Genomic DNA, 25,659 nt, shown 5'->3' on the forward strand with positions numbered 1-25,659 from the left:
CCGCCCCGCGCTCCCCCGCAGGAGCGCCGGGCGGGTGTCCCGCACCGGAGAAAGGCCCCCCATGCTCAAGTACGTGATGGACATCGTCGAGCTGCTGGACGACCCGCAGGTCGACGGCACCTCCGTCGTCGGATACCTCGACTCCGTCGCCGGGCCCGCGGGCTCGTCCGCCGAGGTCACGACCGTCACCGGCGACCGGGGGGCGACGGACTTCGTGCTCGTCCGCATCCCGGGCTCCCGGGGGCGCACCTCGGGCGGCAGCGCACGGACCCTCGGCGTGGTCGGCCGGCTCGGCGGCGTCGGCGCCCGCCCCGAGGTGACCGGACTCGTGTCCGACGCCGACGGCGCGGCCTCGGCGCTCGCCACGGCCGCCAAGCTGCTGGACATGCGGCGCCGGGGCGACGTACTCCCCGGCGATGTGATCATCGCCACGCACATCTGCCCGAACGCACCGACCGAGCCGCACGACCCGGTGCCGTTCATGGGGTCCCCGGTGGACATCGCCACGATGAACCGGCACGAGGTGACCGGGGAGATGGAGGCCGTGCTCTCCATCGACACCACCAAGGGCAACCGGATCATCAACCACAAGGGCCTGGCCCTCTCGCCCACCGTCAAGGAGGGCTGGGTGCTCCGGGTCTCCGAGCAGCTCGGCGATCTGCTCGCCGTGGTGACCGGTGAGCCGTTGGTCACGTATCCCGTGACCACGCAGGACATCACCCCGTACGGTAACGGTGCACATCACATCAATTCGATCCTGCAGCCCTCCACCGCGACCGCCGCTCCGGTCGTCGGTCTCGCGGTCACCTCGGCCGCCGCGGTGCCTGGCTGTCAGACGGGCGCGAGTCACGAGACGGACATCGCGTCCGCCGCCCGGTACGCCGTGGAGGTCGCCAAGGCCTTCGGCGCCGGAACCCTGGACTTCCACGACGCGGTGGAGTTCGACAACCTCGTCAACCGCTACGGGTCTCTCGCTCACCTGCAGACCTTCGGCCGCACCACCCAGGAGTCCTGATGGCATCCGACAACCGGGCCGTCGCCACGGCCCCCGAGACCAAGGCCATCGGCAGCGACGACTACTCGCTCTCCCGGGTGCCGCGCGACAAGCGCTTCGGTTTCTGGTCGATGCTGCTGCAATGGCTGGCCCAGTCCGGGTCGATCTCCCAGTTCACGCTCGGCGCCACCATCGGCGTGGGGATGACCTTCGGGGACGCGTTCCTCGCCTTCACGCTCGGCGCGGTGATCCTGGAGATCGTGATCTTCGCGATCGGCATGGCGGGGATGCGCGAGGGCCTGGCGACTCCGATGCTGACCCGCTGGGTGGGCTTCGGCAGAAACGGTTCAGCACTGGTCAGCTTCGTCATCGCGGTCAGCCTGGTCGGCTGGTTCGGCGTCCAGAACACGATCTTCGGCGACAGCGTCTCGGCGCTCGTCGGCGGCCCGTCCTGGATGTGGTGCGTGGTCGCGGGCATCGCCATCACCGGCCTGGTGATCTTCGGCTTCCGCTACATGGCCCTCTTCGCGAAGATCGTCACCCCGCTCTTCTTCGGCATGGTCGCCTGGTCGGTGATCACCACACTGAACGACCACTCGATCAGCGAACTGATCAGCTCACCGCCGCCCGGTGAGACGATCCCGCTGGCGGTGGCCGCCACCGCGATCGCCGGCGGCTACATGACCGGCGCCATCGTCTCGCCCGAGATGACCCGCTACAACAGGAAGAGCTCGCACGTCTTCGTGCAGAGCGCCTCCTCGATGATCCTCTCCGAGTACATCGTCGGCATGGTCGGCGTGCTCCTCGGCCACCTGGTGAAGTCCAGCGAGGTCTCGCACATCGTGCTCTCCACCTCGGGCGCCTTCGGCGTGATCGTGGTCCTGATGTCCACCGCCAAGATCAACGACTGGAACCTGTACGGCTCCTCGCTCGGCGTCGTCAACTTCTTCCAGGTCGTCTTCGGCAAGCGGCTGCACCGCGGCGTCGTCACCGTCGCCCTCGGAGCCGCCGGCACGCTCCTCTCCGCGGTCGGCATCATGACCCACTTCACGGAGTTCCTCTCCCTGCTCGGCGTGATGATCCCGCCCATCGGCGGCATCATCGTCGCGGAGTACTGGGTCGTGAAGCGGATGCGGCGGCCCCTGGACGAGACGCGGGAGTCCGAGACGCTCCCGCGCACCTCACCCACCTGGGTGCCGATGTCCCTGGCCATCTGGCTCGCCGCGTTCTGCGTCGGCAAGTTCTACGACGGCGGCATCCCCGCCCTGAACTCGCTCGCCACCGCCTTCCTCCTGTACTGCGTGCTCGGCCTGCTGGGCTGGATCAGGCCGTACGGCACCTCCACCCTGGACGACGACGCGCAGGCCCCCGCAGCCGCCGCCCACGTCACCACCCCGGCAGGAGCAGCATGAGCATCGTCCCCGCGTCCGAGCAGGCCCAGGAAGAGGTCGTCGGTCTCTGCGCCGAACTGATCCGCTTCGACACCTCCAACCCCACCAGCGACGAGCGCGCCGCGGCGGACTGGGTGGTGGCCCGTCTCGCCGAGACCGGCATCGACTCCGTGTTGGTCGAGTCCGCCCCCGGCCGGGCCAACGTCATCGCGCGCATCGCGGGCGCCGACCCGTCCCGGGGTGCCCTGCTGGTGCACGGCCACCTCGACGTCGTACCCGCCGACGCCTCCGAGTGGCAGGTGCCGCCGTTCTCCGGCGAGATCCGCGACGGCTACCTGTGGGGGCGCGGCGCGATCGACATGAAGGACACCGTCGCGGTGATGCTGGCCACCGCCCGGCACTTCGCCCGGACCGGCACCCGGCCGGCCCGGGACCTGGTCCTCGCCTTCCTCGCCGACGAGGAGGCGGGCGGGAAGTTCGGCGCGCACTGGCTGGTCGAGCACCGCCCCGAGCTCTTCTCCGGGGTCACCGAGGCGATCGGGGAGGGCGGTGGTTTCTCCTTCGCCATCGACGACACGCGGCGGCTGTACCCGATCGAGAACGCCCAGCGCGGCATGGCGTGGATGGAGCTCACCGCCACCGGCCGGGCCGGCCACGGCTCCTCCCCCAACGACGAGAACGCCGTCACCGACCTCGCCGAGTCCCTCACCCGGATCGGCCGGGAGACCTTCCCGATCCGGCTGATCGAACCGGTCCGCGCCCTGCTGGAGGAGGCGGCGCGCCTCTACGGTGTGGAGTTCGACGAGGACGACATCGAGGGCACCCTGTCCCGGCTGGGGCCGGTGGCGGACTTCATGCAGGTGGTGCTGCGCAATTCCGCCAACCCCACGATGTTCACGGCGGGTTACCAGACCAACGTGATCCCCGGAAAGGCCACCGCCCGGGTCGACGGGCGCTTCCTGCCGGGCCACGAGCAGGAACTGATCGACACGATCGACCGGCTGCTGCTGCCCTCCGTCAGCCGCGAGTGGGTCAACCACGACATCGCGATGGAGACGACGTTCGACGGCCCGCTGGTCGAGGCGATGTGCGACGCGGTCCGCGCGGAGGACCCGGACGGCCACCCCGTCCCCTACTGCAACCCCGGCGGCACCGACGCCAAGGCGTTCACCCACCTGGGCATCCGCTGCTTCGGCTTCAAGGGGCTGAAGCTCCCGCACGACCTGGACTACGGCCGGCTCTTCCACGGCGTGGACGAACGCGTCCCGCTGGAGGGCCTGCGCTTCGGCGTCCGGGTCATGACCCGGCTCTGGCAGAGCTGCTGACCTGACCCGGCAGCCCTGCCAGGGGCCCCGACCCGGGCCCACCCCACCCGTACGCCCCCGCCGATCCGTATCGCGGGGGCGTACGGCACGATGGGACGCCGTCCGATCCACCGCCCCACCAGGAGGAACCCCGTGGCAGCCGAGTCCGCCGCCCGTCCGGAGCCGGAGGTCCTCGCGGCCTTCGAGGCCGCCAAGGGCTTCATGCCGGTCCACGAAGGGCTCGCCCTGTACGCCGCCGCCGTCGAGGCCGCCGCACTGGGGCTGCCGCTCCTCGAGGTCGGCACGTACTGCGGGCGTTCCGCGATCCTGCTGGCGGACGCCGCCCGGGCCGCCGGGGTGACGGCACTCACCGTCGACCACCACCGGGGCAGCGAGGAGCAGCAGCCGGGGTGGGAGTACCACGACCCGTCGGTGGTGGACCCGGAGATCGGCCTGATGGACACGCTGCCGGCCTTCCGGCGCACCCTGCACCGGGCGGGACTGGAGGAGCACGTGGTGGCGCTCGTCGGGCGGTCCCCGCAGGTCGCCGCCGTCTGGGGCGGAGCGCTCGGTCTGGTCTTCGTCGACGGCGGGCACACCGACGAGCACGCGAACGGCGACTACGAGGGCTGGGCCCCGAAGGTCGCCGACGGCGGCCTGCTGGTCATCCACGATGTGTTCCCGGACCCGGCGGACGGCGGCCAGGCACCGTACCGCATCCATCAACGCGCCCTGGCCTCAGGTGCGTTCACCGAGATCTCGGCGACGGACTCGTTGCGCGTGTTGCGGCGTACGGGGCCGGGGATCTGAGGGCCCCGGATAGCATCGCGACGTGCGCCACCACGAACTGCCTCCCCCCACACCGCGCACGGGCCGCCGCAGGCCCGTGTCCGTCGCAGTCGCCCTGGCCGGCGTCTGCCTGACCGCCGCCGGGTGCGCGGGTGACGGCGGACCGGAACCCGGCGCCGGACCGGAGACCGTGTCCCGGCCGGCGTCCCCCGCGCACTCCCCCACGCCCTCGGCCCGGCAGCCGTCGGCCTCCGCCGGGAGCCCGTCCACCGGGGCCACCTCGACGGCACCCCTGCCCCGGGGCCCGCTCACGGGCCGCACCGTGGTGATCGACCCCGGACACAACCCGGGCAACCGCGATCACACGCGGGAGATCAACAAGCAGGTGGACATCGGCACCGGGCACAAGGAGTGCGACACCACGGGCACGGCGACCGACGCGGGTTACGCGGAGGCCCGGTTCACCCTCGACGTCTCCCGCCGGCTGCGCACGCTGCTGGAGGAACAGGGCGCGAAGGTCGTCCTCACCCAGGACGGCGACCGTGCCTTCGGCCCGTGCGTCGACGAGCGGGCACGGATCGGCAACAAGGAGCGTGCCGACGCGGTGGTCTCGGTCCACGCGGACGGTTCCGCGGCCGGGAACCGCGGATTCCATGTCATTCTCCCCGCAGCGGTGGACGGTGGCGCCGCGGACACCGCGAGGATCGTTGCCCCTTCGCGTGAACTCGGCGTGCGGATCGCGGGGAATTTCGCACGGGTCACCGGTAGCGCCCCGTCCAATTACATCGGCGGCAACACCGCGCTGGACACCCGTGGTGATCTCGGCGGACTGAATCTGTCGACCGTGCCCAAAGTGTTCATCGAATGCGGCAATATGCGTGATCCGGAAGATGCCGCCCTGCTCACCGACGCAGAATGGCGCCAGAAGGCGGCGCTCGGCATCGCCGAGGGCATCGGCAGCTATCTGAAGAAGTAGTTCCCGCGCAGCCGGGTGGCGACAGGAACGACGTACGGGGCACCGCCGGTCGAGGTCCGGGCAGCACCACAACCCGCCCGGGCAGACGATAGATTCATCCGTACGATGGGGAGCCGCCCCCGAGCTTCGCGCCGTACCCGCCGTTCAGGCGGCATCGACGACCGCCCCGACGATACGACCGACTAAGGACCTTCACGTGAATATCCGCTCCCTCACTCGAGGCGACGGCGTGGTGATCGGAGCAGCGGTCGTGCTGTTCATCGCCTCTTTCCTCGACCTCTCCAGCCTCGACGCGAACGCCTGGGACTCGCTTTCCCTCCTGATGAGCATCTATCTGGCCGGCATCATCGGAGCCGCTCTGCTGATCGTCAGCCGTGCGATGCCGGGCCGCAAGGTGGCCGGCTTCGAACTCGGCCAGTTCGGCGCCGCGTTCACCGTGTACTCCCTGTGGACCATGTTCTGGACGATCATCGACGTCGGTGACGCGGGGGCCGGACTGATCCTCGGACTGCTGGCCACTCTCGTGCTGGCCGGCGGCGCCGTCGCCGCACCGCTGGTTCCCGCGCTGAAGGCCCCGCTCCTGAGCGCTCCGCGACCGGCCGTCGCGCAGCCGGCCTACGGGCAGCAGCCCAGCCAGGGTTACGGCTACCCCGGTGCCGCCCAGCAGCCCTTCGGCGCCCAGCCCGGTCAGCGCCAGCCGTACGGCGGCGGGCCGGAGCACCAGCAGGCGGCACAGCCGCATGCCTCGCAGGGCGGTGGCACTCCGGCACCGGCACCGGCCGCCGACTTCACGCCCTTCTGGTTCGCGGTGCCGGTGGCCCGCCCGCTGTACGGCGAGGACGGCGCCCCCAACCCGATCGCCGAACTCGCGCCCGGTACGTGGTACCTCGCGGTCGAGCAGCGTGGTCCCGGGCTCATCGCCCAGACGCAGGACGGCCGCCGCGGCGTCCTCCAGGACACCACGGGCATCCAGCGCGGCTGAGCCCGTCACGCCCGAGCGGCCCCCGCCCGTCCGGGCGGGGGCCGCTGTCGTATCCGTGGTGGGGACTGGGCCGAAAGACATCCGCTCCGCGCACCCCACGCGGCGCGCCACAGCCACCTCGAACGATTATCCGCCCAGTTCGGAGGTGGACGGGACCTTGTTCTTCACCTCGGCGCCCGCGCTCTTCCCGGCGTCCTTGATGTTGTTGATGACCCCCTCGAAGGCCCCGAAGTCGCCGGCTCCCGCGTCTCCCTTGCCCATCTTGGTGGCCAGGCCCTTGAGCGAGTCGATCCCGGCGGTCAGCGGCGCGACGGCCTTGGACAGGAGCGGGTCGCCCTTGGCGTTGTTCGCCGCGGCCTTGAGCCGGTTGTACGCGAAGGCACCCGCGGCGCCCGCCTTGACCATCGCGAAGGTCCGCCCGTCCGCGCCCTTCTTGAACTTTCCGGCCCGGTAGGGCTTCACGATCCACTGGTACGTCGCCCCTGCGGCCAGGCCCGCGTTGGCGACGAAACGCGCCTTGGCCCACTTCTGCTTCTGCGCCGACGTCGTGGGGCTCGGGCTCGCCGAGCTGCTGGCGGTCTGTGTGCCGTCGTCACCGCCGCAGGCGGTGGTCCCCGCCAGCACGGTGCAGGACAGCAGCAGTGCGACGAGGAGCCGGCGGAACGGTACGGGACGGGGCACGGCGGGCCTCCCTGGCCGGGGTTCACGGTGAGTGACGTGAGTCGGCACTCGTCGCCAGGCTCGCCCGTGCGCGAGCGGGCCGCCACCCGGCGCACGCCGTACGGGTTTCACTCTCGGTAAAGCGGTAACCCGGAGAGCATGTCTCCCAGAACAGGCACAGGAAGCAGTACCGCCGCACGCGTCATCGCCGTCGTCGCGGACATCATGGCCTTCATCATCATTCTGTGGATCGTGATGTACCTGCTCGACGCCAACCCGGGCAACGGCCTGGTCCAGTGGGTCCAGGACTCGGCACGCTGGCTCGCCGGCTGGTCGCACGACCTGTTCACCTTCGACGAGGCGTGGGCACGCGTCGTCACCGGGTACGGTCTGGCCGCCGCCGTCTACCTGTTGATCGGGCACGCCCTCGCGGGCCGGGTCCGCCGTCTCTGACGGACGCCTGTCACCGGCAGCAGTCCGGCTCCAGACCGGCCGGCAGCCGTTCGCCGCCGAAGACCGCGGTGGTCGCCTCGTCCCCGCCGAGCGCGGCCACCGCGAGCAGCAGCGATCCGGCGGTCCAGGTGGTGAGTTCCTCCGGCCACATGGCCGGCTCCCCCTCGAAGACGTAACCCGTCCAGTAGAGGCCGCCCTCGGCCCGCAGGTGCTGGATGGACTGCAGGATCTCCAGGGCGCGGTCCGACTCCCCGGTCACCCAGAGCGCCAGGGCCAGTTCGCAGCTCTCGCCGCCCGTCACCCAGGGGTTGGGCAGGACGCAGCGCACGCCGAGACCGGGCACGACGAAGTCGTCCCAGCCGGCCTCGATCCGCCGCGTCGCGTCGGGCCCGGTGACCGCTCCGCCGAGCACCGGGTAGTACCAGTCCATCGAGTAACGGCTCTTGTCCAGGAAGCGCTCGGGATGGCGACGGATCGCGTGGCCGAGCGCCCCGGCCGCCAACTCCCAGTCGGGCTGCGGTTCCTCGCGCTGTTCCGCCAGCGCCAGGGCGCAGCGCAGCGCCTGGTGGACGGAGGAGGAGCCGGTCAGCAGGGCGTCGGTGACGGGAGTGCCGTCGGCTTCGCGCTTCCAGCCGATCTGGCCGCCGGGCTGCTGGAGCCGCAGGACGAATTCGACGGCCGCGTAGACCGTCGGCCACATCCGGTCGGCGAAGGTGTCGTCGCCGGTGGCGAGGTAGTGGTGCCAGACGCCGACGGCCACGTAGGCGCAGAAGTTGGTCTCGCGGCTCAGGTCGGTCGGCCGCTCGGGGTCGCCGTCGTGGTACGCGGCGTACCAGGAGCCGTCGTCGTTCTGGTGGCGGGCCAGCCAGGCGTAGGCGCGGGCGGCGGCCCCGTGCTCCCCGGCCGCGTCCAGTGCCATGGCGGCCTCGGTGTGGTCCCACGGGTCGAGGTGGTGGCCGCGGAACCAGGGCAGCGCGCCGTCCTCGCGCTGCACGGCGAGCAGCGCGGCCACGGTCTCGGCGGCCTGTTCCGCGGTGAGGACGCCCGGCAGGACGAGGTGTTCGGTCCGCTCCGGCGTGCTCACGCCTCGGCCTTGGGCAGGTGCGGCTTGGTCGCGTACGCCACGAAACTCTTGCCGACGACCGGGTTGAGCAGCTGCTCGGTGACCCGGGTGGCCAGGGGCTTCTTCATGATGTCCCAGACCAGCAGCTTGTGGTAGGCCCGCACCGGGAGCGCCTTCTCGTTGTCCACGCCGAACGCGCACTTCAGCCACCAGTACGGGCTGTGCAGGGCGTGCGCGTGGTGGGTGCCGTACGGCTTGAGTCCGGCTTCCCGGATCTTGCGGAGGAGTTCGTCGGCCTTGTAGATCCGGATGTGGCCGCCCTCGACCTCGTGGTACGCGTCGGAGAGCGTCCAGCAAACCTTCTCCGGGCCGTAGCGGGGCACGGTGATCGCGATCCGGCCGCCGGGCTTCAGGACGCGGACCATCTCGGCGAGGACGCCCTTGTCGTCGGGGATGTGCTCCATGACCTCGGAGATGATCACGACGTCGAAGGACGCGTCGGGGAACGGCAGGTTCAGCGCGTCGCCCTCCATCGCGGTGGCGGTCGCGCCCGCGGGCGCCTCACCGGCCTCCTTCATCGCGGCGAACCACTTGGCGACCTCGCGGATCTCCTCGGCGTTCTGGTCCAGGGCCACCACCTGGGCGCCGCGCCGGTAGCACTCGAAGGCGTGCCGGCCGGCGCCGCAGCCCAGATCGAGCACCCGGTCGCCTGCGGCGAGCGGGAAGCGGGTGAAGTCGACGGTCAGCACGGGGGCCTGCCTTCGAGGTCGGAGGTACGGGTTCCGGGAGCCGGTGGAGCGGGGGCGCTCACCCGCGCGCCGCGCGGGCGGAGATCGACTGACGGTACAGCTCGACGGTACCGAGGGCGGCCCTGGCCCAGGTGAATCTGCCCAGCACCCGGGCGCGGCCGGCCTCGCCGAGGCGGGCGCGCAGTTCACGGTCGCCGAGCAGCCGGCCGAGCGCCGCGGCCAGGGCCCCCGCGTCTCCGGGCGGCACGGCGAGGCACGTCTCGCCGTCGGGCCCCGCTACCTCGGGGATGGCGCCGCCGGTGGTCGCCACCAGCGGGGTTCCGGTGGCCATGGCCTCGGCGGCGGGGAGCGAGAAGCCCTCGTACAGCGAGGGGACGCAGGAGACCTGTGCGCTGCGGACCAGGTCGACGAGTTCGGCGTCGCTGATGCCCTTGACGAACTCCACGGCGTCCTGGAGTCCGAAGCGCTCGATGGTCTGGGCGACGGGGCCGCGCTCGGCTCGCTTGCCCACCACGACGAGGTGCGCGGCCGGGTTCTCGGCGCGGAGCTTGGCGAGGGCCTCCACGAGGTGGACCAGGCCCTTGAGCGGGACGTCGGCGCTGGAGGTGGTCACGATCCGGCCGGGGACCTCGGCGACCGAGGGGTCGGGCGACCAGAGGTCGGTGTCGGCCCCGATGTGCACGACGCTGATGCGGTCCCGGCGCACTCCGAGGTGCTCGACGATCTCCTGCTGCGACGATCCCGAGACGGTGAGGACGGAGGGCAGTCGGCGGGCGACGCGCTTCTGCATGCGGGTGAAGCCGTACCAGCGGCGTACGGAGAGTCGCCGGCGCGCCGACTCGGCGGCGTCCAGGTCCAGTCGGCGGTCGACCGTGATGGGGTGGTGGATCGTGGTGACGAGGGGTGCGCCGAGTTCCCCGAGCAGGCCGTAGCCGAGCGTCTGGTTGTCGTGCACGACGTCGAAGTCACCACGCCTGGCGAGGAGGTGACGCCGCGCCCGAAGGCTGAAGGTGAGCGGCTCCGGGAAGCCGCCGGTCCACATGGTGGCGACCTCGGCGAGGTCGATCCAGTCGCGGTACTCACCACGCCCCGGGGTGCGGAACGGGTCGGGCTGGCGGTAGAGGTCGAGGCTCGGCAGCTCGGTGAGCGGGACGCCCTCGTCGAGTACGGGGTAGGGCTGGGCGCCGATCACCTCGACGCTGTGGCCGAGCCGGGCCAGCTCCCGGCCGAGGTGGCGGACGTAGACGCCCTGGCCGCCGCAGAAGGGATTGCCCTTGTAGGTCAGGAGCGCGATGCGCAACGGACGGTCGCTGTCGGCGCCGCCCGCGCCGCCGCCCGCGAAGGGGCCCGACTCTATGGCCTCAGCGGTCACACTCGGCCCCCTTCTCACTGCGTTTTCGCCGGAGCGTAACCGGTCGCGCTAATCTAGAACAAGTTTCAGACTCGTTCGTTCAACCGCACCGAATCTACCGGCAGGTAGCGTCGGCGTGAGGGCCGGATCAGGTGATTCGCGCCACGGCGGACCCCCTGGCATGCTGTGCGCGCTCGCGAACCGGGGCCCGGCCGGACGGGGAACCGGTTCTCCCTTTGTGGATGGGGACACATGACAGCGGTATCCAGGCCGGCGACGCCTCCCCTGACGGAACGCCAGGAAGCCCGCCGCCGCGGCATTCTGCGGGCCGGTGCCCAGCTCGCCGGGCGGGGCGGCTTCGAGGCGGTGCAGATGCGTGAGGTGGCGGATGCCGCCGGGGTCGCCCTGGGCACCCTGTACCGCTACTTCCCGTCCAAGATCCATCTGCTGGTCGCGGTGATGCAGGACCAGCTCCAGCGTCTGCACGACACGCTCCGCCGGCAGCCGCCCTCGGGCGAGGACGCCGCCCGGCGGGTCGCCGACACGCTGATGCTGGCCTTCCTGGCGCTCCAGCGCGATCCGCACCTGGCGGACGCCATGGTGCGGGCGCTGACCTTCGCCGACCGGGGGGTGAGCCCCGAGGTGGACGCCGTGTCCCGGCTGACGACGACGATCGTCCTGGACGCGATGGGGGTCGACGAACCCACGCCGGAACAGTTGTCCGTGGTCCGCGTCATCGAGCACACCTGGCACTCGGCGCTGATCACCTGGCTGTCGGGCCGGGAGTCGATCGCTCAGGTGAAGGGCGACATCGAGACGGTGTGCGGGCTGATCGACCTGCCGGAGGAGCGGGGTCAGGATCAGGCCTGGTCCTCGTAGTCGCGCTTGATCCGCGCGGGCAGCCGGCAGCCGTCCTCGACCGCGGTGAGGGACACCGTCCGCCCCGCCCCGGAGCCCCCGGCGGCGTGCCGGGCGTACAGCTTCCAGCCGCGCTTGGCGAGGGTGCGGTAGGTGACCTGGTGTTCGGCATGGCTGGAGACGATCTCCCAGTCGTGCTGCCTCAGCCGCAGCACCGTCGCCTCGAAGACGCCGTCGGCGTCCGCCTCCGGCGCCTCGGCCGTCCAGGGCGCGACGCACTGCCGCCAGTCGCCCTTCGGCAGTCCGGCGGTGGAGGTGTCACCGGGTGGGAGCCCTCCGGCCCGGGCGAAGCCGGCTATCTCCTCGGCGACCGTCCGTGCGGTGAACGGCGGTGTCGGGTCCGGTGAGGGTGCGGGGGCGCTCGCGTGCTCCCCCATGAGGCCGCAGCCCGTCGTCACCGTCATGAATCCGGCCGCCACGGCGACGGCGGCAGCCGCCGTGCCCCTTCTGGTTCCGCGCACTGAATGCTTCCCGCTCCGGTCGTCACGTTCCCACGGGCACGCGCCCGTGTGGCCCCCGCCGGAGTTTCGCACGGGCCCTGACCTGCTGGGAAGGCCCGTGCCCCGGAGCGTGCGGCTGTCCGCCCGGAGGGGGTCCCGGGTGCCCCGGTAGAGTGGGCGGGGTCGTCATCCTGCCCGTACAGGCGGAAGCCGGTGCGAATCCGGCGCCGACCCGACCCCTACGCGCTCAGCTCGAGCAGGGGAAGACCCCATTCGAGAGGCCCAGCCCGCCATGTCCGTACGCCGCCGCGCGGCAGTGCTCGCGCTCACCGCCGCGCTCTGTGGGACGGCCGCCCCGGTGGCGGCCGCCGCGCCGAGTCCGTCCCCTTCCACGCCGGACCTTCCCGAGGGGCTGTACGGAAGCAAGGACCCGACGTACGACGGTGTGTGGCGCCAGTCGCTGGCCTTCCTCGCCCAGAAGATCGAGCTGGTCACGCCCGCCACGCGGTCGGTGGACTGGCTCGTCGGCCAGCAGTGCGACAGCGGGGCCTTCGCCTCGTACCGCGACGCGTCCAGGCCCTGCGACGCCGAGACGATCGCGGACACCAACGCCACGGCGGCCGCCGTCCAGGCCATGGTCGAACTGGCGGTGCACCGCGAGGTCGTGGACAACGGGGTCAGCTGGCTGAAGTCCGTACAGAACGAGGACGGCGGCTGGGGCTACAACCCGGGCAGCCCGAGCGACGCCAACTCCACCGGTGTCGTGACCGGGGCACTGGCGCGGGCGGGCGTGCCGCTCGCCGAGGTCACCACGGCCGACGGCAGGACCCCGTACACGGCGCTGCAGACCTTCGCGCTGCCCTGCGGGGGCGAGGACGGCGGGGCGTTCGCCTACCAGCCGGACAAGGACGGCAAGCTCGCCGCCAACGCGGACGCCACGGCGGCCGCGGTCATCGGCGCGATGGGCAAGGGCATGGCCGCGGGGAACTACAACGCGGCGAAGGCCCCCGTCTGCCACGAGGGCGCCGGCCTCACCCCGGAGCAGTCCGCGCAGAACGGCGCCTCCTACCTGGCGAAGGCCCTCGGCGGGTCGGGTCATCTGGACCTGCCGCCGATGCCGGGCGCCGAGGAGTCCGACCCGCAGCCGGACTTCGGGAACACGGCGGACGCGGTCGTGGCACTCGCGGCGTCCGGCCACAAGGACAAGGCCGCCGACGCGGTCGCGTATCTGGAGAAGCACGCGCTGGGCTGGGCGAAGGAGGGCGGCCCCGCCGCCACCGCCCAGCTGGTGCTCGCCGCCCACGCGACGGGCACCGACGCCCGTGACTTCGGCGGTACCGACCTCGTCAGGCAGCTCAACGCGACGGGCCCGGCGCCCGCCGCCACCGCCGTGCCCTCGCCCACCGCGACGGCGCCCGGGAAACCCGCGGACACGAGCAGCGACGACGAGGGGCTCGGCCTCTGGTGGATCATCGGCATCGGTCTCGCCTTCGGCGCGGGCGTCGGCTTCCTGCTCAGCGGGCGCCGGAAGAACCAGCAGCCGTGAGGCGCCCGCCGGTCCGCGTGGCGCTGCTCCTCCTCGTCGGCGCCGCCCTGGTGGTGTTGGGCGCGGGGAGCGCGCAGGCGGCCGGCTACCGCTACTGGTCGTTCTGGGAGGGTGACGGCGGTAAGGGCTGGACCTACGCCACCCAGGGGCCTTCCGTCGTACGGCCGGACGACGGCGCGGTGCAGGGTTTCCGCTTCTCCGTGAGCGACGACTCCCAGGACTCGGCGCAGCCGCGCCGCGCACCGGACTTCGGGGCCGTCTGCGCGGGCACCCCCGCGGAGGACGGGCGCAAGCGGATCGCGCTGGTCATCGACCCCGGCACGGCGGCGGACGCGCCGGACGGCGAGAAGCCGCCCCCGCTGCGCACCGCCTGCGCCCGGGTCGCGCCGGACGCGAGCGCGGCGGACGCCCTCGCCGCGGTGGCGAAGCCGCTGCGGTACGACAGCTCCGCGATGCTCTGCGCGATCACGGGCTACCCGCGCTCGGGCTGCGGTGAAGAGACCGGCGCGGACTCCGGTGCCGCCGACCCCGACGCCGCGGAGACCGGCGGTCCGGCGACGGCGCCGACCGCCGGCGCCCCCGACGGGAACGGCGACGGCGGCGGCCCGTCGGCCGGTGTCCTCACCGGCGTGGGCGCGGTGCTCGTCCTGGGTGTCGCGGCGGTGCTGCGGGCCCGCCGCCGCCGATGACCCGCTCGTCCGGTACGGCCCGGCTCCACCCTGCCCTGCGCGCCCCCGAAGCCACCCGCGCCAACGCCCTGCCGGCCGGGGCCTGGTGGCTGTGGGCGCTCGGACTCGCGGCCGCCGCCTCCCGTACGACCAACCCGCTGCTCCTCGGGCTGCTGGTGGGAGTGGCCGGCTACGTGGTCGCGGCGCGCCGTACGGACGCGCCGTGGGCCCGTTCGTACGGGGCGTTCGTCAGGATCGGGCTGTTCGTCGTCGCCGTGCGGCTGGTGTTCTCCGTCGTCCTCGGCTCCTCCGTCCCCGGTGCCCACACCCTGTTCACGCTGCCCGGGGTGCCGATGCCCGACTGGGCGCAGGGGATCAGGATCGGCGGCCGGGTCACGGCCGAGCAGCTGGTCTTCGCGCTGTACGAGGGCGCGAAGCTGGCCACCCTCCTGATCTGCGTCGGCGCGGCGAACTCGCTGGCCAGTCCGGCCCGGCTGCTGAAGTCCCTGCCGGGCGCCCTGTACGAGGTGGGAGTCGCCGTCGTCGTCGCGATGACGTTCGCGCCGAACATGGTCGCGGACGTGGCGCGGCTGCGGACGGCCCGCAGGCTGCGCGGCCGGCCGACCGGCGGGGTCCGGGCGGTGCTCCAGATCGGGCTGCCCGTGCTGGAGGGCGCGCTGGAGCGCTCGGTGGCCGTCGCGGCGTCGATGGACGCACGGGGGTACGGGCGTACCGCGCAGGTTCCGACCGCAGTCCGCCGCACCACTCATGTGCTCACCCTGGGCGGGCTGCTGGGCGTGTGCGCGGGGACGTACGGGCTGCTGTCCGCGCAGGGCGCGGTGCACGGGCTGCCCCTGCTGCTGGCCGGGCTGGCCGTGGCGATGGCCGGGCTCGGGCTCGGCGGGCGCCGCTCGGTCCGTACCCGCTACCGGCCGGACCGCTGGGGCGTACGGGCCTGGCTCGTCGCCACCTCGGGCGCGGCCGTCGCGGCCGCGATGATCTGGGCGGGCGCCGCCGGCCCGGAGGCCCTGCACCCCGGCGTCGTACCGCTGACCGCCCCCGTACTGCCGCTGTGGCCGGCCGCCGCCGTGCTGGTCGGGCTGATGCCCGCCGTGGTGGCGCCGCTGCCCGCTTCCCCCTCGGACTCCAAGGAGCACGTCGCATGATCCGGTTCGAGCAGGTCTCGGTGCGGTACGAGGGCGCCGAGCGCCCCACTCTGTCCGGGGTCGACCTCACGATCCCGGAGGGCGAGCTGGTGCTGGTCGTCGGCCCGTCCGGGGTCGGCAAGTCGACCCTGCTGAGCGCGGTGTCCGGCCTCGTGCCGCACTTCACCGGCGGCGTGCTCACCGGCCGGGTCACGGTGGACGGCCGTGACACCCGCACCCACAAGCCGCGCGAGCTCGCCGACCTGGTCGGCACCGTGGGCCAGGACCCGCTCGCCCACTTCGTGACGGACACCGTCGAGGACGAGCTGGCGTACGGCATGGAGTCGCTGGGCCTCGCCCCGGACGTGATGCGGCGCCGGGTCGAGGAGACGCTGGACCTGCTGGGCCTCGCCGAGCTGCGTGACCGGCCGATCGCCACGCTCTCCGGTGGACAGCGGCAGCGCGTCGCGATCGGCTCGGTCCTCACCCCCCATCCCAGGGTGCTGGTCCTGGACGAGCCGACGTCCGCCCTGGACCCGGCGGCGGCCGAGGACGTCCTGGCGGTCCTCCAGCGGCTGGTGGACGACCTCGGTACGACGGTACTGATGGCCGAACACCGGCTGGAACGTGTGGTGCAGTACGCCGACCAGGTCCTCCTGCTGCCCGCGCCCGGCGCCGCCCCGGTGCTGGGCGCGCCCGCCGACGTCATGGCGGTCTCGCCCGTCCGGCCGCCGGTGGTGGCCCTGGGCCGGCTGGTGGGCTGGGATCCGCTGCCCCTGTCGGTGCGCGACGCCCGTCGCCGGGCGGGCGGCCTGCGGGAACGGCTGGCCGGTGTGGAACCGCCGGAGCGGGCTGCCCCGACGGGTCCCGCCGTCGACCCGCTGCCCGCCGAGGCCCCCGCCCGCCCCGGCCTCCTGGGCCGGCTGTTCGGCCGTCGTCCCGACGCGGCCCCGGCCGCGCCCCCGGTCCTGGACGCCGTCACCCGGGTCGAGGGGCTCGGGGTGCGGCACGGGCGGGTCCAGGCGCTGCGCGGGGTGACGCTGTCCGTCGCACCCGGCGAGACGGTGGCGTTGATGGGCCGCAACGGCGCGGGCAAGTCGACCCTGCTGGCGACGCTGGCCGGGATGACAGGACCGACCACCGGTACGGTCCTCGTCGGCGGGCTGCCCCCGTCCCGTACGGCGCCGCGCACCATGGCGCGCCGGGTCGGACTCGTACCGCAGGAGCCCCGCGACCTGCTCTACGCGGACACCGTCGCCGCCGAGTGCGCGGCGGCGGACTCCGACGCGGGCGCGCCCACGGGCAGTTGCCGGGCCCTGGTCTCCGAGCTGCTGCCCGGTGTGCCGGACGACACCCACCCCCGTGACCTGTCCGAGGGACAGCGGCTCGCCCTCGCCCTCGCCGTGGTGCTGACCGCCCGGCCCCCGCTCCTCCTCCTGGACGAGCCGACGCGCGGCCTGGACTACGCGGCGAAGGCCCGGCTCGTCGGTGTACTGCGGAGACTGGCCTCGGAGGGGCACTCCATCGTCCTGGCCACGCACGACGTGGAGCTGACGGCGGAGCTGGCCGACCGGGTGGTCATCCTCGCCGACGGCGAGGCCGTCGCCGACGGGCCGACCCGGCAGGTCGTGGTCTCCTCCCCCGCGTTCGCCCCGCAGACGTCGAAGATCCTCGCGCCGCGTGAGTGGCTGACGGTGTCGCAGGTGCGGACGGCGCTGGAGGGTCTCGCATGACGGCGGCACCCGTCCGCCCGGTACGGCTCGGGCCCCGTGCCGCCGCCGCGCTCGTCCTGGTCAGCGCGGTCGGGGTGATGGCCTTCGGCTGGCCGCTGCTCGCGGACGGCGGCTCCGGTGTCGCCGCCCACTCCGAGGGCGCGCCGTGGCTCTTCGCCGCGCTGCTCGTCCTGCTCGTCGGTGTGGTCCTCGCGACGGTCGCGGACGGAGGGCTGGACGCGAAGTCGGTCGCGATGCTCGGTGTCCTCGCGGCGGTGGGCGCCGCGCTGCGCCCCCTGGGCGCGGGGACGGCGGGCCTGGAACCCATGTTCTTCCTGATGGTGTTGAGCGGCCGGGTCCTGGGGCCCGGCTTCGCCTTCGTGCTCGGCTCGGTGACGTTGTTCGCGTCCGCCCTGCTCACCGGAGGGGTGGGGCCGTGGATGCCCTTCCAGATGCTGTCGATGAGCTGGTTCGCGATGGGCGCGGGCCTGCTGCCCGGTCCGGAGCGGCTGCGCGGCCGGGGCGAGGTGCTGATGCTCGCGGCGTACGGATGCGTGGCGGCGTTCGCGTACGGCACGATGATGAACCTGCAGGGCTGGACACTCGTGGCGGGGCTCGGCTCCGGGATCTCCTTCGTCGCGGGCGACCCGCTGCACGAGAACCTGGCCCGTTTCCTCGCCTACTGCACCGCCACCTCGCTCGGCTGGGACCTGGGCCGCGCCGTCCTCACCGTGGTGCTGACGGTGACCGTCGGCCCCACACTGCTGCGGGCCCTGCGCCGGGCCACCCGCCGCGCCGCGTTCGACGCGCGGGCGGCCTTCGAGGCCCCCGGGGGCTGATCAGCCGGCCGGCGCGTGCTGCGCGGCGAGCCTGACGTGGGCGTTCCGGGCGCCGTATCCGTCGTATCCGCCGTCGCGCTCGACGAGTTCGAAGAAGACGCGGCCGGCCGTCACCGTGTAGCAGTGCCGGAACTCCCCTTTCTCGTCGCGGTCGTGGAGGATGCCGAGTTCGCGGTAGGTCTCCAGCTCGCCCGGGGCGAACGTGTGGCGCGCGGCCAGGTCGTCGTAGTAGTTGGCGGGGACGGGCAGCAGCCGGGCGCCGGCCGCGCGGGCGCGGCGGACGGTGGTGACGAGGTCGTCGGTGGCCAGGGCCACGTGCTGGGGGCGCCCGCCGCGGGCCGGGTCCTGGGCGGGCGACGCCCCCACACCCAGGGCGATGCGCACGGTGCCGTCCTCGTTGCTGGCGGCGCGGCTGCGGAGCAGGCCGTAAGGGTCGGCGAGGTCGACGCTCGCGTGCGGACGCAGACCGAGCACACCGCGGTGGAAGAGGGTCGCCTCGTCGAATTGGTGCCAGGGCTGGGTCAGCGCGACATGGTCGATACGGGTGATCCCGAAGGGGTCGGGGGTGTGCGGGGCGGGCGCGAAGTCACCGGTCCACCCGGTGTCCCCGGCGCGCTCGGTGACGCAGAAGAAGAACGCGGTGCCGTCGGGCGCGGCCACCGCGTCCAGCGGGGCGTCACCCGGGGCGCGGCGCCGGGGGAGGACGGGCGCGAGCAGCGCTTCGGCCCGCGCGGAGGCACCCGCCGGGTCGGGGCTCTCCAGGCCCACCGCGGTGAGCACGGGTTCGGTCCCGTGGCCGCGGGTGTCGGTGTTGAGCAGGATGCGGGCCTCGCCCTGTTCCCAGAGGTCCACGGGCTTCCCGGAGTGCCTGGCCGTACGGGAGAAGCCCAGCGCCGTCAGCAGGGGCGCGATCCTGGCCGGGTCGGCCGTGGCGATCTCGACGAAGGAGAACCCGGTGGGAACGACCGGCGCCGGGGGCGTGGTCAGCCCCGCCGCCTCCTGGAGCAGGGTCAGCGAACGCCGGGCGTCGACCGCGGTGCGGCCGGCGTCCGCCTGGCGGAAGACGTCGTTGAACACCTCCAGCGAGAGGGGCCCTGCGTATCCGGCGCGTACGGCGGCCCGCACCAGCCCGGTGACGTCGAGGTCGCCCTGGCCGGGGAAGCAGCGGTGGTGACGGCTCCACTGCAGCACGTCCAGGGCCATCTGCGGGGCGTCGGCGAGTTGCAGGAAGAAGATCTTGTCGCCGGGGACCGCCTCGATCCCCGTGATGTCGGAGCCCCTGGCCAGGATGTGGAAGCTGTCCAGACAGATCCCGAGCGCGGGGTGGTCCGCGGCCTCGACGACGCGCCAGGCGTGCTCGTACGTGCTGACGTGGCGGCCCCACGCCAGCGCCTCGTAGGCGACCCGGATGCCGTGCTCCTGCGCGAGGTCCGCGAGTCGGCGCAGCTGCTCGGCGGCGAGGGCGTCGTCGTCGACGGCGTACGGCGACACGCTGGAGCAGACCAGGACGGTGTCGGCGCCGAGCCGCCGCATCAGGCGGAACTTGTGCTCCGCGCGCCGCAGGTTGCGGGCGAACTCGTCGGCCGGCACGGCCTCGATGTCACGCATCGGCTGGAAGAGGTCGATCGTCAGACCGAGGTCGGCCGTCCGGTCCCTGATCTCCTCCGGGCCGAGCGGGCTTCCGATCAGGTCGTTCTCGAAGATCTCGACGCCGTCGAAGCCCGCGCGCGCCGCCGCGGTCAGTTTCTCGGTGAGCGTTCCGCTGAGCGAGACGGTGGCGATGGACGTACGCATGTCGGTCCTCCTGCGGGCTTCGGTACGGCTGCGGTGCCTCCGCGCTCCGGTTCTTCAGTGCGCGGACGTGAGATCGGCGATGTCGGCGAGCATGCGCGCGGTGTCGGGTTCACGGCCGGTGAAGAGCCGGAACGAGTCGGCGGCCTGGTACGCCGCCATGCCTCCGCCGTCGAGGGTGGGGCAGCCGAGCGCGCGGGCGGTGCGCACGAGGGTGGTCTCCAGCGGCCGGTAGACGACCTCGGCGACCCACAGCCCGGGGTGCAGCAGCTCCGCGGGGAGCGGGAGCCCCGGGTGGGCGGCCATCCCCACGGGTGTGGCGTTGACCAGGCCGTCGGCGCCCTCCGTCCGTGCGGCGATGTCCAGGAGGTCCGCGGAGGTGGCCCGGCCGGGGCCGAAGTGGGCGTTCAGGGAGTCCGCGAGGGCCGCCGCCCTGCCCGGCAGTGCGTCCAGCACGGTGAGCCGGCCGGCGCCGAGGGCGAGGAGTGCGTGGGCGACGGCGGCCCCGGCCCCGCCCGCCCCCAGCTGCACGACCCGCTCCAGCGGCGCGTCGGGCAGGCCACGCGCGAAGGAGGCGGCGAAGCCGGTCGCGTCGGTGTTGTGGCCGATCGCGCGATCGCCGTCGAAGACCACGGTGTTGACCGCGCCGAGCGCCTCCGCCTGCGGTGAGAGCGCATCGAGGCCGGCGAGGACCTGCTGCTTGCAGGGGTGGGTGACGTTGAGGCCGTCGTAGCCCATGTCCCGGGCGGAGCGGACGAGTTCACCGGTCCTCTCCGGCGGGACGCCGAGCGTGCCGATGTCGATGAGTCGGTAGAGGTAGCGCAGCCCCTGCCGGTCCGCCTCGCGTTCGTGGAGCGCGGGGCTGAGCGAGGGGCCGATGCCCGAGCCGATGAGGCCGATGAGATAGGAGTCCGGGCTCACCGGTCGTCCTCCAGGAGCTGGGCGAGATGGGTGAGCGCCAGGACGTATCCGTGGGCGCCCGCCCCGCAGATGACGGTGTCGGCGACGGCCGAGACGTGGCTGTGGTGGCGGAAGGTCTCCCTCCGGTGGATGTTCGAGAGATGGACCTCCACGACGGGCAGCTCCACGGCGGCGAGCGCGTCCCGCACCGCGACCGAGGTGTGGCTGCACCCGGCGGGATTGATCACGATGCCGCGGTGTGCGGTGCGGGCTTCGTGGACGGCGTCGATGAGCACGCCCTCGTGGTTGCTCTGCCGACAGTCGGCCCGCAGTCCGTGGGCCGCCGCGGTGCTCCGGCAGAGCGCGTCGATGCCCGCCAGGGTGTCCTTGCCGTACACCTCGGGCTCGCGCAGGCCGAGCAGGTTGAGATTGGGCCCGTTCAGCACCAGGACGGGAATGCCCGGGGACGGGGCAGGGGGGTTCGGCATCGCTCACTTCCCGTTGACGTGACGGTTTAATGTACGGACTGGTTAGTTAGTCATACCCAAAGAAGACCGTCTACGGAAGCCCCCGGGCCGCATCGGCCGCAGCGTGCGGCGGCACTAAAATCGCGAGCACGCACCGCCTGCCGCGAAGGATCCGGATGACCAGCACCGAAGGACCCGCCCAGCCCGTCGCGCGGACCCGTGACGCGGCGCGCACCAAGGCCGAGATCCTCGCCGTGGCGACGCGGGAGTTCGCCCGCCTCGGCTACACGGGCGCCCGGGTCGACGAGATCGCCGCCAGCACCCGCACCACGAAGCGGATGATCTATTACTACTTCGGCGGCAAGGAGCAGCTGTTCACCGCGGTCCTGGAGCGGGCGTACACCAGGATCCGGGAGGCCGAACAACTGCTGGACGTCGAGCACCTCGACCCCGTGGCGGCGGTCCGCCGGCTGGCCGAGGTGACGTTCGACCACCACGAGGAACACCCGGACTTCATCCGCCTGGTCAGCATCGAGAACATCCACGAGGCCGAACACATTGCCGCTTCCGCCGAGTTGAGCCGTATCGGGTCACCGGCGATCGAGGTCCTGCGGCGCATCCTCGACACGGGGCGGGCGTCGGGGCTGTTCACGGCGGACGTCGACGCCGTGGATCTGCACGCGATGATCAGCTCGTTCTGCTTCTTCCGCATAGCGAACAGGCACACCTTCGGCGCGCTCTTCGGCCGCGACCTGGTGGACCCCGGCCGGCGCGAGCACTACCGGACGATGCTCGGCGACATGATCATCGCGTACCTCACGGCCGACCGGGCGGCGTAGGAACGGACGTTCACGGAGCGAACGGCCCGGATGCGCACATCCGCCGGGCCCGGTTCCGCGTGAACTCTTGACAGGGGCGTCAACGGCTCGCACCATCCGTAGCCATCCACAACTAACTACCTAGTGCGTTAATTAGCCGGGTCCGCTCGCCCGCCCCCGCACCGGAACGTCCCCGAAGGAGCCCGACGTGACCGCTCACGAACCTTCCGCCGGTCCACCGCCCCAGCAGCCGCAGGCTCAGCCCCGCAAAGCCGCGCTCGCCGCCTGGATCGGCAGCGCGCTGGAGTACTACGACTTCTTCATCTACGGCAGCGCGGCGGCGCTGATCTTCCCGAAGGTCTTCTTCGACGAGTCCGATCCGGCGAACGCGACCCTGATGTCGCTGGCAACCTTCGGTGTCGCCTACGCGGCCCGTCCGGTCGGCGCGCTCTTCCTCGGCCACGTCGGGGACCGCCTCGGCCGCAAGAAGGTCATGGTCTTCACGCTGATGCTGATGGGCGTCTCGACGTTCCTCATCGGCTGTCTGCCCACCCGGGACCAGATCGGCGGGGCCGCACCCGTCCTGCTCGTGTTCCTGCGGATCCTGCAGGGCATATCCGCGGCGGGCGAGCAGGCCAGCGCCAACTCCATGAGCCTGGAACACGCGCCGCAGCACCGGCGCGGCTACTTCACCAGCTTCACCATCAACGGCACGCAGGCCGGTCAGCTGATCGCGACCCTGGCCTTCATCCCGGTCGCCGCCCTGCCCGAGGAACAGCTCCTCTCCTGGGGCTGGCGCATCCCGTTCTGGCTGAGCGTCGCCGTCGCGGTCACCGGCTACGTCATCCGCCGCACCCTGGAGGAGACCCCGGTCTTCACCAGGCAGGCGGCGACCGAAGGCGTGGCGAAGATGCCACTGGCCGTCCTGCTGCGCGACCACTGGGCCGATGTGCTGCGGGTCGTCGCGGCCGCCGTGATCGCCACGGTCAGCACGATCTTCACGGTGTGGGCCCTCTCGTACGCGACCGGCGACGCCGTCGGCATGAGCCGCACCGGCATGCTCTGGGTCGGCGCCCTGGCCAATGTGGTCGCCCTGTTCACCATCCCGCTGTGGGCCCGGCTCTCCGACCGCGTCGGACGCCGGCCGGTCTTCCTCGTCGGGGCCGCGGGCAGCGCGGTGGCGATGCCCCTGTACCTGTGGGCGATCTCCACCGGCAACTACCCGCTGACGCTGATCACGGGCGTGCTGGCCTTCGGCATCGTCTACAGCGCGGCCAACGGCATCTGGCCCGCGTTCTACGCCGAGATGTTCCCCACCCGGGTCAGGCTCTCGGGCATGGCGATCGGCACCCAGACCGGCTTCGCCGTGGCCGGCTTCGCGGTGGCCTTCGCCTCGCAGATCGCCGGCCCGGACGGCGACAACTGGGTGGGCGTCGCCCTCTTCGCCGCCGCGCTCTGCGTTCCGCCGGTCGTCGCGGCGCTCTCCGCCCGCGAGACCGCCCACGTGGAGACGGAGCAGCTCGGGGAGCGGGGCCGCGAGGCGGGCACGGAGCCCGGGGTGTCGGTCAAGGCCTGATGCCGCGCCGCGCGTGGGAGGACTTCCGCACCGTGGGGTGCGGGAGGCCTCACGCGGTGGAGGTCGTCACGCCTTGCTGCCCGCCGGTTCCGGCACGGGACCGTCGTCGGCCGCTTCCCCCGTCCCACGGTCCGGCCGTCCGGCCGGGGCTGCCGGGGCGAACGTCCGGAGCCCGCGCGGCCCGGACAGGGCGTACGTCAGTCCGAAGCCCGCCGCCACCACCGCCGCGCCACCGACCGCGTCCAGCACCCAGTGGTTGGCCGTGGCGATGATGGCGAGGACCGTGAACAGCGGGTGCAGCAGACCCAGTGCCTTCATCCACGCCTTCGGCGCGAGCAGCGCGATCACCACACCGCACCACAGCGACCAGCCGAAGTGCAGCGACGGCATCGCCGCGTACTGGTTCGTCATCTCGGTCAGCGCCCCGAAGTCGGGGCTGTCGAGGTCCTGCACCCCGTTGAGCGTGTCGATGAAGCCGAGCCCCGGCATCAGGCGCGGCGGTGCCAGCGGGTAGAGCCAGAAACCGAGCAGGGCGAGCACCGTGGCGACACCGATGGTGGTACGGGCCCACCGGTAGTCGGAGGGCCGTCGCACGTACAGCACCCCGAGGATCGCGAGCGGCACGATGAAGTGGAACGTCGAGTAGTAGTAGTCGAAGAACGCGCGGAGCCACGGGATGCCGACGACGGTGTGGTTCACCCAGTGCTCGATGTCGATGCGCAGCCACTGCTCGGCGGAGTGGATCTGCCTCCCGTGCTCCTCGGCGGTGGACCGCCCGGCGGTCGCCGCCAGCCGGACCTGCGAGTAGGCGGTGTAGACGACCCGCATGAGCAGGACTTCCAGCAGCAGGTTGGGTCGGCTCAGCACCCGGCGCCAGAACGGCAGCAGCGGCACCCACGCGTACCGCGCCGGCACCGGCTTCGCGTGGTCCGTGGGGACCGGCCGCTGCCAGTGGGGCGACGTGCGGGAGAGGAACGGCACCGCGCAGGCCGCGGCGAGCGCGGTGACGAGGAGCGCGTTGTCGCGGATCGGCAGTATCACGCCGACGTTCGGCAGCAGCACCTTCCCGGGCAGGGCGAGGACGAGCACCACGACCGCCGGCCAGACCAGCCGGTCCGAGGCCCGGACGCCGACGCGGCCGACGACGGCGAGCAGCACCCAGAGCAGCTGGTGCTGCCAGGCGGTGGGCGACACGGCGACGGCCACGCAGCCCGTGACGGCGACGGCCAGGAGCAGCTGGCCGTCCCGTGCGTAGCGGGCCGCGCGGCGCAGCCCGAGGACGGCCACGCCGACGGCCAGGACCAGGAACAGAGCTGTCTCGACCGGCCCCTGGAGCCCGAACCGCAGCAGCGCACCGTGCAGGGACTGGTTCGCCAGGCTGTCCGGGCTCTCGCCGAGTCCGGCCCCCGCGAGGTGGTGCGCCCAGTACGCCCAGGAGTCCTGGGGCATCACCACCCAGGCCAGCGCGGTACAGACGGCGAAGGTGACACCGCCGCCCACGGCGGCCCGGCGCCTGCCGGTGAGCCAGAACAGGACCGCGAAGAGCAGGACGGCGGGCTGGAGCGCGGCGGCGATGCCGGTCAGTACGCCCGGCAGCCGCTCACCGCGTACGGCGAAGCAGGCGAGGAGCACCAGCAGCACGGGCAGGATGCTGGTCTGACCCAGGTGCAGGGTGTTGCGGACGGGCAGCGACACCATCAGCAGCGCGATCGCGAGGGGCGCCGCCAGGAACGCCGTGCGCCGGCTCACCGGTGCGGGCAGGGCGCGTGCGGCGACGAACCCGAGCAGTACGACGAGCAGCAGCGACCCGAACGTCCAGGCGACGCCGAGGGCCTCTTCGGCCGAGACCGTCAGCGGTCGCAGTACCAGCCCGGCGAACGGCGTCCCGGTGAACCGGCCCGGTTCGTACAGGGATCCCGCGATGTGCAGGACGCCGGTCGCACCGGTCCAGGTCTCCAGATCGATGAGCCTTTCGCCGGGCGGCCGTCTGAGCACCACCGCCACCTGCCGCACCGCCAGGACACCGACGAGCAGCCAGAGGACGCCTCGGACCACCGCGGCCCTCGCCCCCGGATCCGCCGCCGCGTCCCCCCGCACACTGCGCTCCACGTCTGTCACGCTGCGCCG

At 72.7% G+C, this 25,659-nt stretch carries 24 protein-coding genes; 15 read left to right on the plus strand and 9 right to left on the minus strand.

Going from position 1 to position 25,659, the window contains the following annotated elements; all coding sequences use genetic code 11:
• Positions 1–61: 61 nt before the first annotated feature.
• The 6 genes from ABT001_RS04070 (at position 62) to ABT001_RS04095 (ending at position 6,436) form a co-directional block, all read left to right on the plus strand.
• On the plus strand, positions 62–1,015 hold the full coding sequence (locus ABT001_RS04070) for a DUF1177 domain-containing protein (protein ID WP_351272012.1): 954 nt from the start codon (positions 62–64) through the stop codon (positions 1,013–1,015).
• On the plus strand, positions 1,015–2,406 hold the full coding sequence (locus tag ABT001_RS04075; RefSeq protein WP_351272015.1) for a cytosine permease: 1,392 nt from the start codon (positions 1,015–1,017) through the stop codon (positions 2,404–2,406). The genes ABT001_RS04070 and ABT001_RS04075 overlap by 1 nt, the downstream gene beginning before the upstream one ends.
• Positions 2,403–3,710, plus strand: coding sequence for a M20/M25/M40 family metallo-hydrolase (locus tag ABT001_RS04080; protein WP_351272018.1), 1,308 nt, complete (start codon positions 2,403–2,405; stop codon positions 3,708–3,710). The genes ABT001_RS04075 and ABT001_RS04080 overlap by 4 nt, the downstream gene beginning before the upstream one ends.
• 132 nt (positions 3,711–3,842) lie before the next feature.
• Positions 3,843–4,499 carry a class I SAM-dependent methyltransferase gene (locus ABT001_RS04085; RefSeq protein WP_351272021.1) on the plus strand — a complete coding sequence of 219 codons (657 nt, stop codon included), beginning with the start codon at positions 3,843–3,845 and terminating at the stop codon, positions 4,497–4,499.
• 22 nt (positions 4,500–4,521) lie between these two features.
• Positions 4,522–5,454 (plus strand): N-acetylmuramoyl-L-alanine amidase, encoded by a 933-nt coding sequence (locus ABT001_RS04090; RefSeq protein ID WP_351272024.1) that lies wholly within the window; start codon positions 4,522–4,524, stop codon positions 5,452–5,454.
• A gap of 196 nt (positions 5,455–5,650) precedes the next feature.
• The gene (locus ABT001_RS04095) at positions 5,651–6,436 is read left to right on the plus strand and encodes a DUF5336 domain-containing protein (protein ID WP_351272027.1); all 786 of its coding nucleotides are present in this window, start codon (positions 5,651–5,653) and stop codon (positions 6,434–6,436) included.
• Positions 6,437–6,562: 126 nt separating this feature from the next.
• On the opposite strand, the gene ABT001_RS04100 is transcribed toward ABT001_RS04095, so the two are convergent.
• A complete protein-coding gene (locus ABT001_RS04100) occupies positions 6,563–7,117 on the minus strand; it encodes a hypothetical protein (protein ID WP_351272030.1) in 555 nt (184 codons plus the stop codon).
• 138 nt (positions 7,118–7,255) lie between these two features.
• Here ABT001_RS04100 and ABT001_RS04105 point away from each other — a divergent pair, with 138 nt between their 5' ends.
• Positions 7,256–7,549: a hypothetical protein gene (locus ABT001_RS04105; RefSeq protein WP_351272033.1), complete on the plus strand. Its 294-nt coding sequence runs from the start codon at positions 7,256–7,258 to the stop codon at positions 7,547–7,549.
• 10 nt (positions 7,550–7,559) lie between these two features.
• Here the strand turns inward: ABT001_RS04105 and ABT001_RS04110 are convergent, their stop codons facing one another.
• Genes ABT001_RS04110 through ABT001_RS04120 form a run of 3 tightly spaced genes read right to left on the minus strand, consistent with a single transcriptional unit; the run spans position 7,560 to position 10,733 of the window.
• Positions 7,560–8,633, minus strand: coding sequence for a prenyltransferase (locus ABT001_RS04110; RefSeq protein ID WP_351272036.1), 1,074 nt, complete (start codon positions 8,631–8,633; stop codon positions 7,560–7,562).
• Positions 8,630–9,361 (minus strand): class I SAM-dependent methyltransferase, encoded by a 732-nt coding sequence (locus ABT001_RS04115; RefSeq protein WP_351272039.1) that lies wholly within the window; start codon positions 9,359–9,361, stop codon positions 8,630–8,632. Before ABT001_RS04115 ends, ABT001_RS04110 begins: the two co-directional genes overlap by 4 nt.
• Positions 9,362–9,419: 58 nt before the next feature.
• Positions 9,420–10,733: a glycosyltransferase family 4 protein gene (locus tag ABT001_RS04120; RefSeq protein ID WP_351272041.1), complete on the minus strand. Its 1,314-nt coding sequence runs from the start codon at positions 10,731–10,733 to the stop codon at positions 9,420–9,422.
• Positions 10,734–10,964: 231 nt separating this feature from the next.
• On the opposite strand from ABT001_RS04120, the gene ABT001_RS04125 reads away from it, so the two are divergent.
• Entirely contained in the window at positions 10,965–11,591 is a 627-nt protein-coding gene (locus tag ABT001_RS04125) for a TetR family transcriptional regulator (RefSeq protein WP_351272044.1), read from the plus strand.
• Here the strand turns inward: ABT001_RS04125 and ABT001_RS04130 are convergent.
• Positions 11,573–12,091: a hypothetical protein gene (locus tag ABT001_RS04130; protein WP_351272047.1), complete on the minus strand. Its 519-nt coding sequence runs from the start codon at positions 12,089–12,091 to the stop codon at positions 11,573–11,575. The genes ABT001_RS04125 and ABT001_RS04130 overlap by 19 nt on opposite strands.
• 271 nt (positions 12,092–12,362) lie before the next feature.
• Here ABT001_RS04130 and ABT001_RS04135 point away from each other — a divergent pair, with 271 nt between their 5' ends.
• From ABT001_RS04135 to ABT001_RS04155, 5 genes are read left to right on the plus strand one after another with little or no spacing between them, the layout of a single operon-like run.
• Positions 12,363–13,616 (plus strand): SCO2321 family membrane protein, encoded by a 1,254-nt coding sequence (locus ABT001_RS04135; protein WP_351272050.1) that lies wholly within the window; start codon positions 12,363–12,365, stop codon positions 13,614–13,616.
• Complete coding sequence (locus tag ABT001_RS04140) at positions 13,613–14,305, plus strand: SCO2322 family protein (protein ID WP_351272053.1); 693 nt, start codon at positions 13,613–13,615, stop codon at positions 14,303–14,305. The genes ABT001_RS04135 and ABT001_RS04140 overlap by 4 nt, the downstream gene beginning before the upstream one ends.
• Entirely contained in the window at positions 14,302–15,450 is a 1,149-nt protein-coding gene (locus ABT001_RS04145; RefSeq protein WP_351272056.1) for an energy-coupling factor transporter transmembrane component T family protein, read from the plus strand. Before ABT001_RS04140 ends, ABT001_RS04145 begins: the two co-directional genes overlap by 4 nt.
• Positions 15,447–17,162: an ABC transporter ATP-binding protein gene (locus ABT001_RS04150; protein WP_351272059.1), complete on the plus strand. Its 1,716-nt coding sequence runs from the start codon at positions 15,447–15,449 to the stop codon at positions 17,160–17,162. Before ABT001_RS04145 ends, ABT001_RS04150 begins: the two co-directional genes overlap by 4 nt.
• A complete protein-coding gene (locus tag ABT001_RS04155; protein WP_351272062.1) occupies positions 17,159–17,980 on the plus strand; it encodes an ECF transporter S component in 822 nt (273 codons plus the stop codon). Before ABT001_RS04150 ends, ABT001_RS04155 begins: the two co-directional genes overlap by 4 nt.
• On the opposite strand, the gene ABT001_RS04160 is transcribed toward ABT001_RS04155, so the two are convergent.
• The 3 genes from ABT001_RS04160 to aroQ are packed head-to-tail and all read right to left on the minus strand — an operon-like array spanning position 17,981 to position 21,159.
• Positions 17,981–19,774 carry a bifunctional sugar phosphate isomerase/epimerase/4-hydroxyphenylpyruvate dioxygenase family protein gene (locus ABT001_RS04160; RefSeq protein ID WP_351272065.1) on the minus strand — a complete coding sequence of 598 codons (1,794 nt, stop codon included), beginning with the start codon at positions 19,772–19,774 and terminating at the stop codon, positions 17,981–17,983.
• A 54-nt stretch (positions 19,775–19,828) separates the two neighbouring features.
• Complete coding sequence (locus ABT001_RS04165; RefSeq protein ID WP_351272068.1) at positions 19,829–20,692, minus strand: shikimate dehydrogenase; 864 nt, start codon at positions 20,690–20,692, stop codon at positions 19,829–19,831.
• Positions 20,689–21,159, minus strand: a complete 471-nt coding sequence (gene aroQ, locus ABT001_RS04170; protein ID WP_351272071.1) for a type II 3-dehydroquinate dehydratase — start codon at positions 21,157–21,159, stop codon at positions 20,689–20,691. The genes ABT001_RS04165 and aroQ overlap by 4 nt, the downstream gene beginning before the upstream one ends.
• A gap of 155 nt (positions 21,160–21,314) precedes the next feature.
• Here aroQ and ABT001_RS04175 point away from each other — a divergent pair, with 155 nt between their 5' ends.
• Together ABT001_RS04175 and ABT001_RS04180 are read left to right on the plus strand one after the other, a co-directional pair.
• On the plus strand, positions 21,315–21,977 hold the full coding sequence (locus ABT001_RS04175; RefSeq protein ID WP_351272074.1) for a TetR/AcrR family transcriptional regulator: 663 nt from the start codon (positions 21,315–21,317) through the stop codon (positions 21,975–21,977).
• Between the two features lie 187 nt (positions 21,978–22,164).
• Positions 22,165–23,532, plus strand: coding sequence for an MFS transporter (locus tag ABT001_RS04180; RefSeq protein WP_351272077.1), 1,368 nt, complete (start codon positions 22,165–22,167; stop codon positions 23,530–23,532).
• Between the two features lie 66 nt (positions 23,533–23,598).
• Here ABT001_RS04180 and ABT001_RS04185 read toward each other — a convergent pair whose 3' ends face one another.
• Positions 23,599–25,650, minus strand: coding sequence for a bifunctional glycosyltransferase 87/phosphatase PAP2 family protein (locus ABT001_RS04185; protein ID WP_351272080.1), 2,052 nt, complete (start codon positions 25,648–25,650; stop codon positions 23,599–23,601).
• Between the last annotated feature and the right edge of the window lie 9 nt (positions 25,651–25,659).

Source organism: Streptomyces sp. NPDC002793 (assembly GCF_040295485.1).
Classification (GTDB): Bacteria; Actinomycetota; Actinomycetes; order Streptomycetales; family Streptomycetaceae; genus Streptomyces.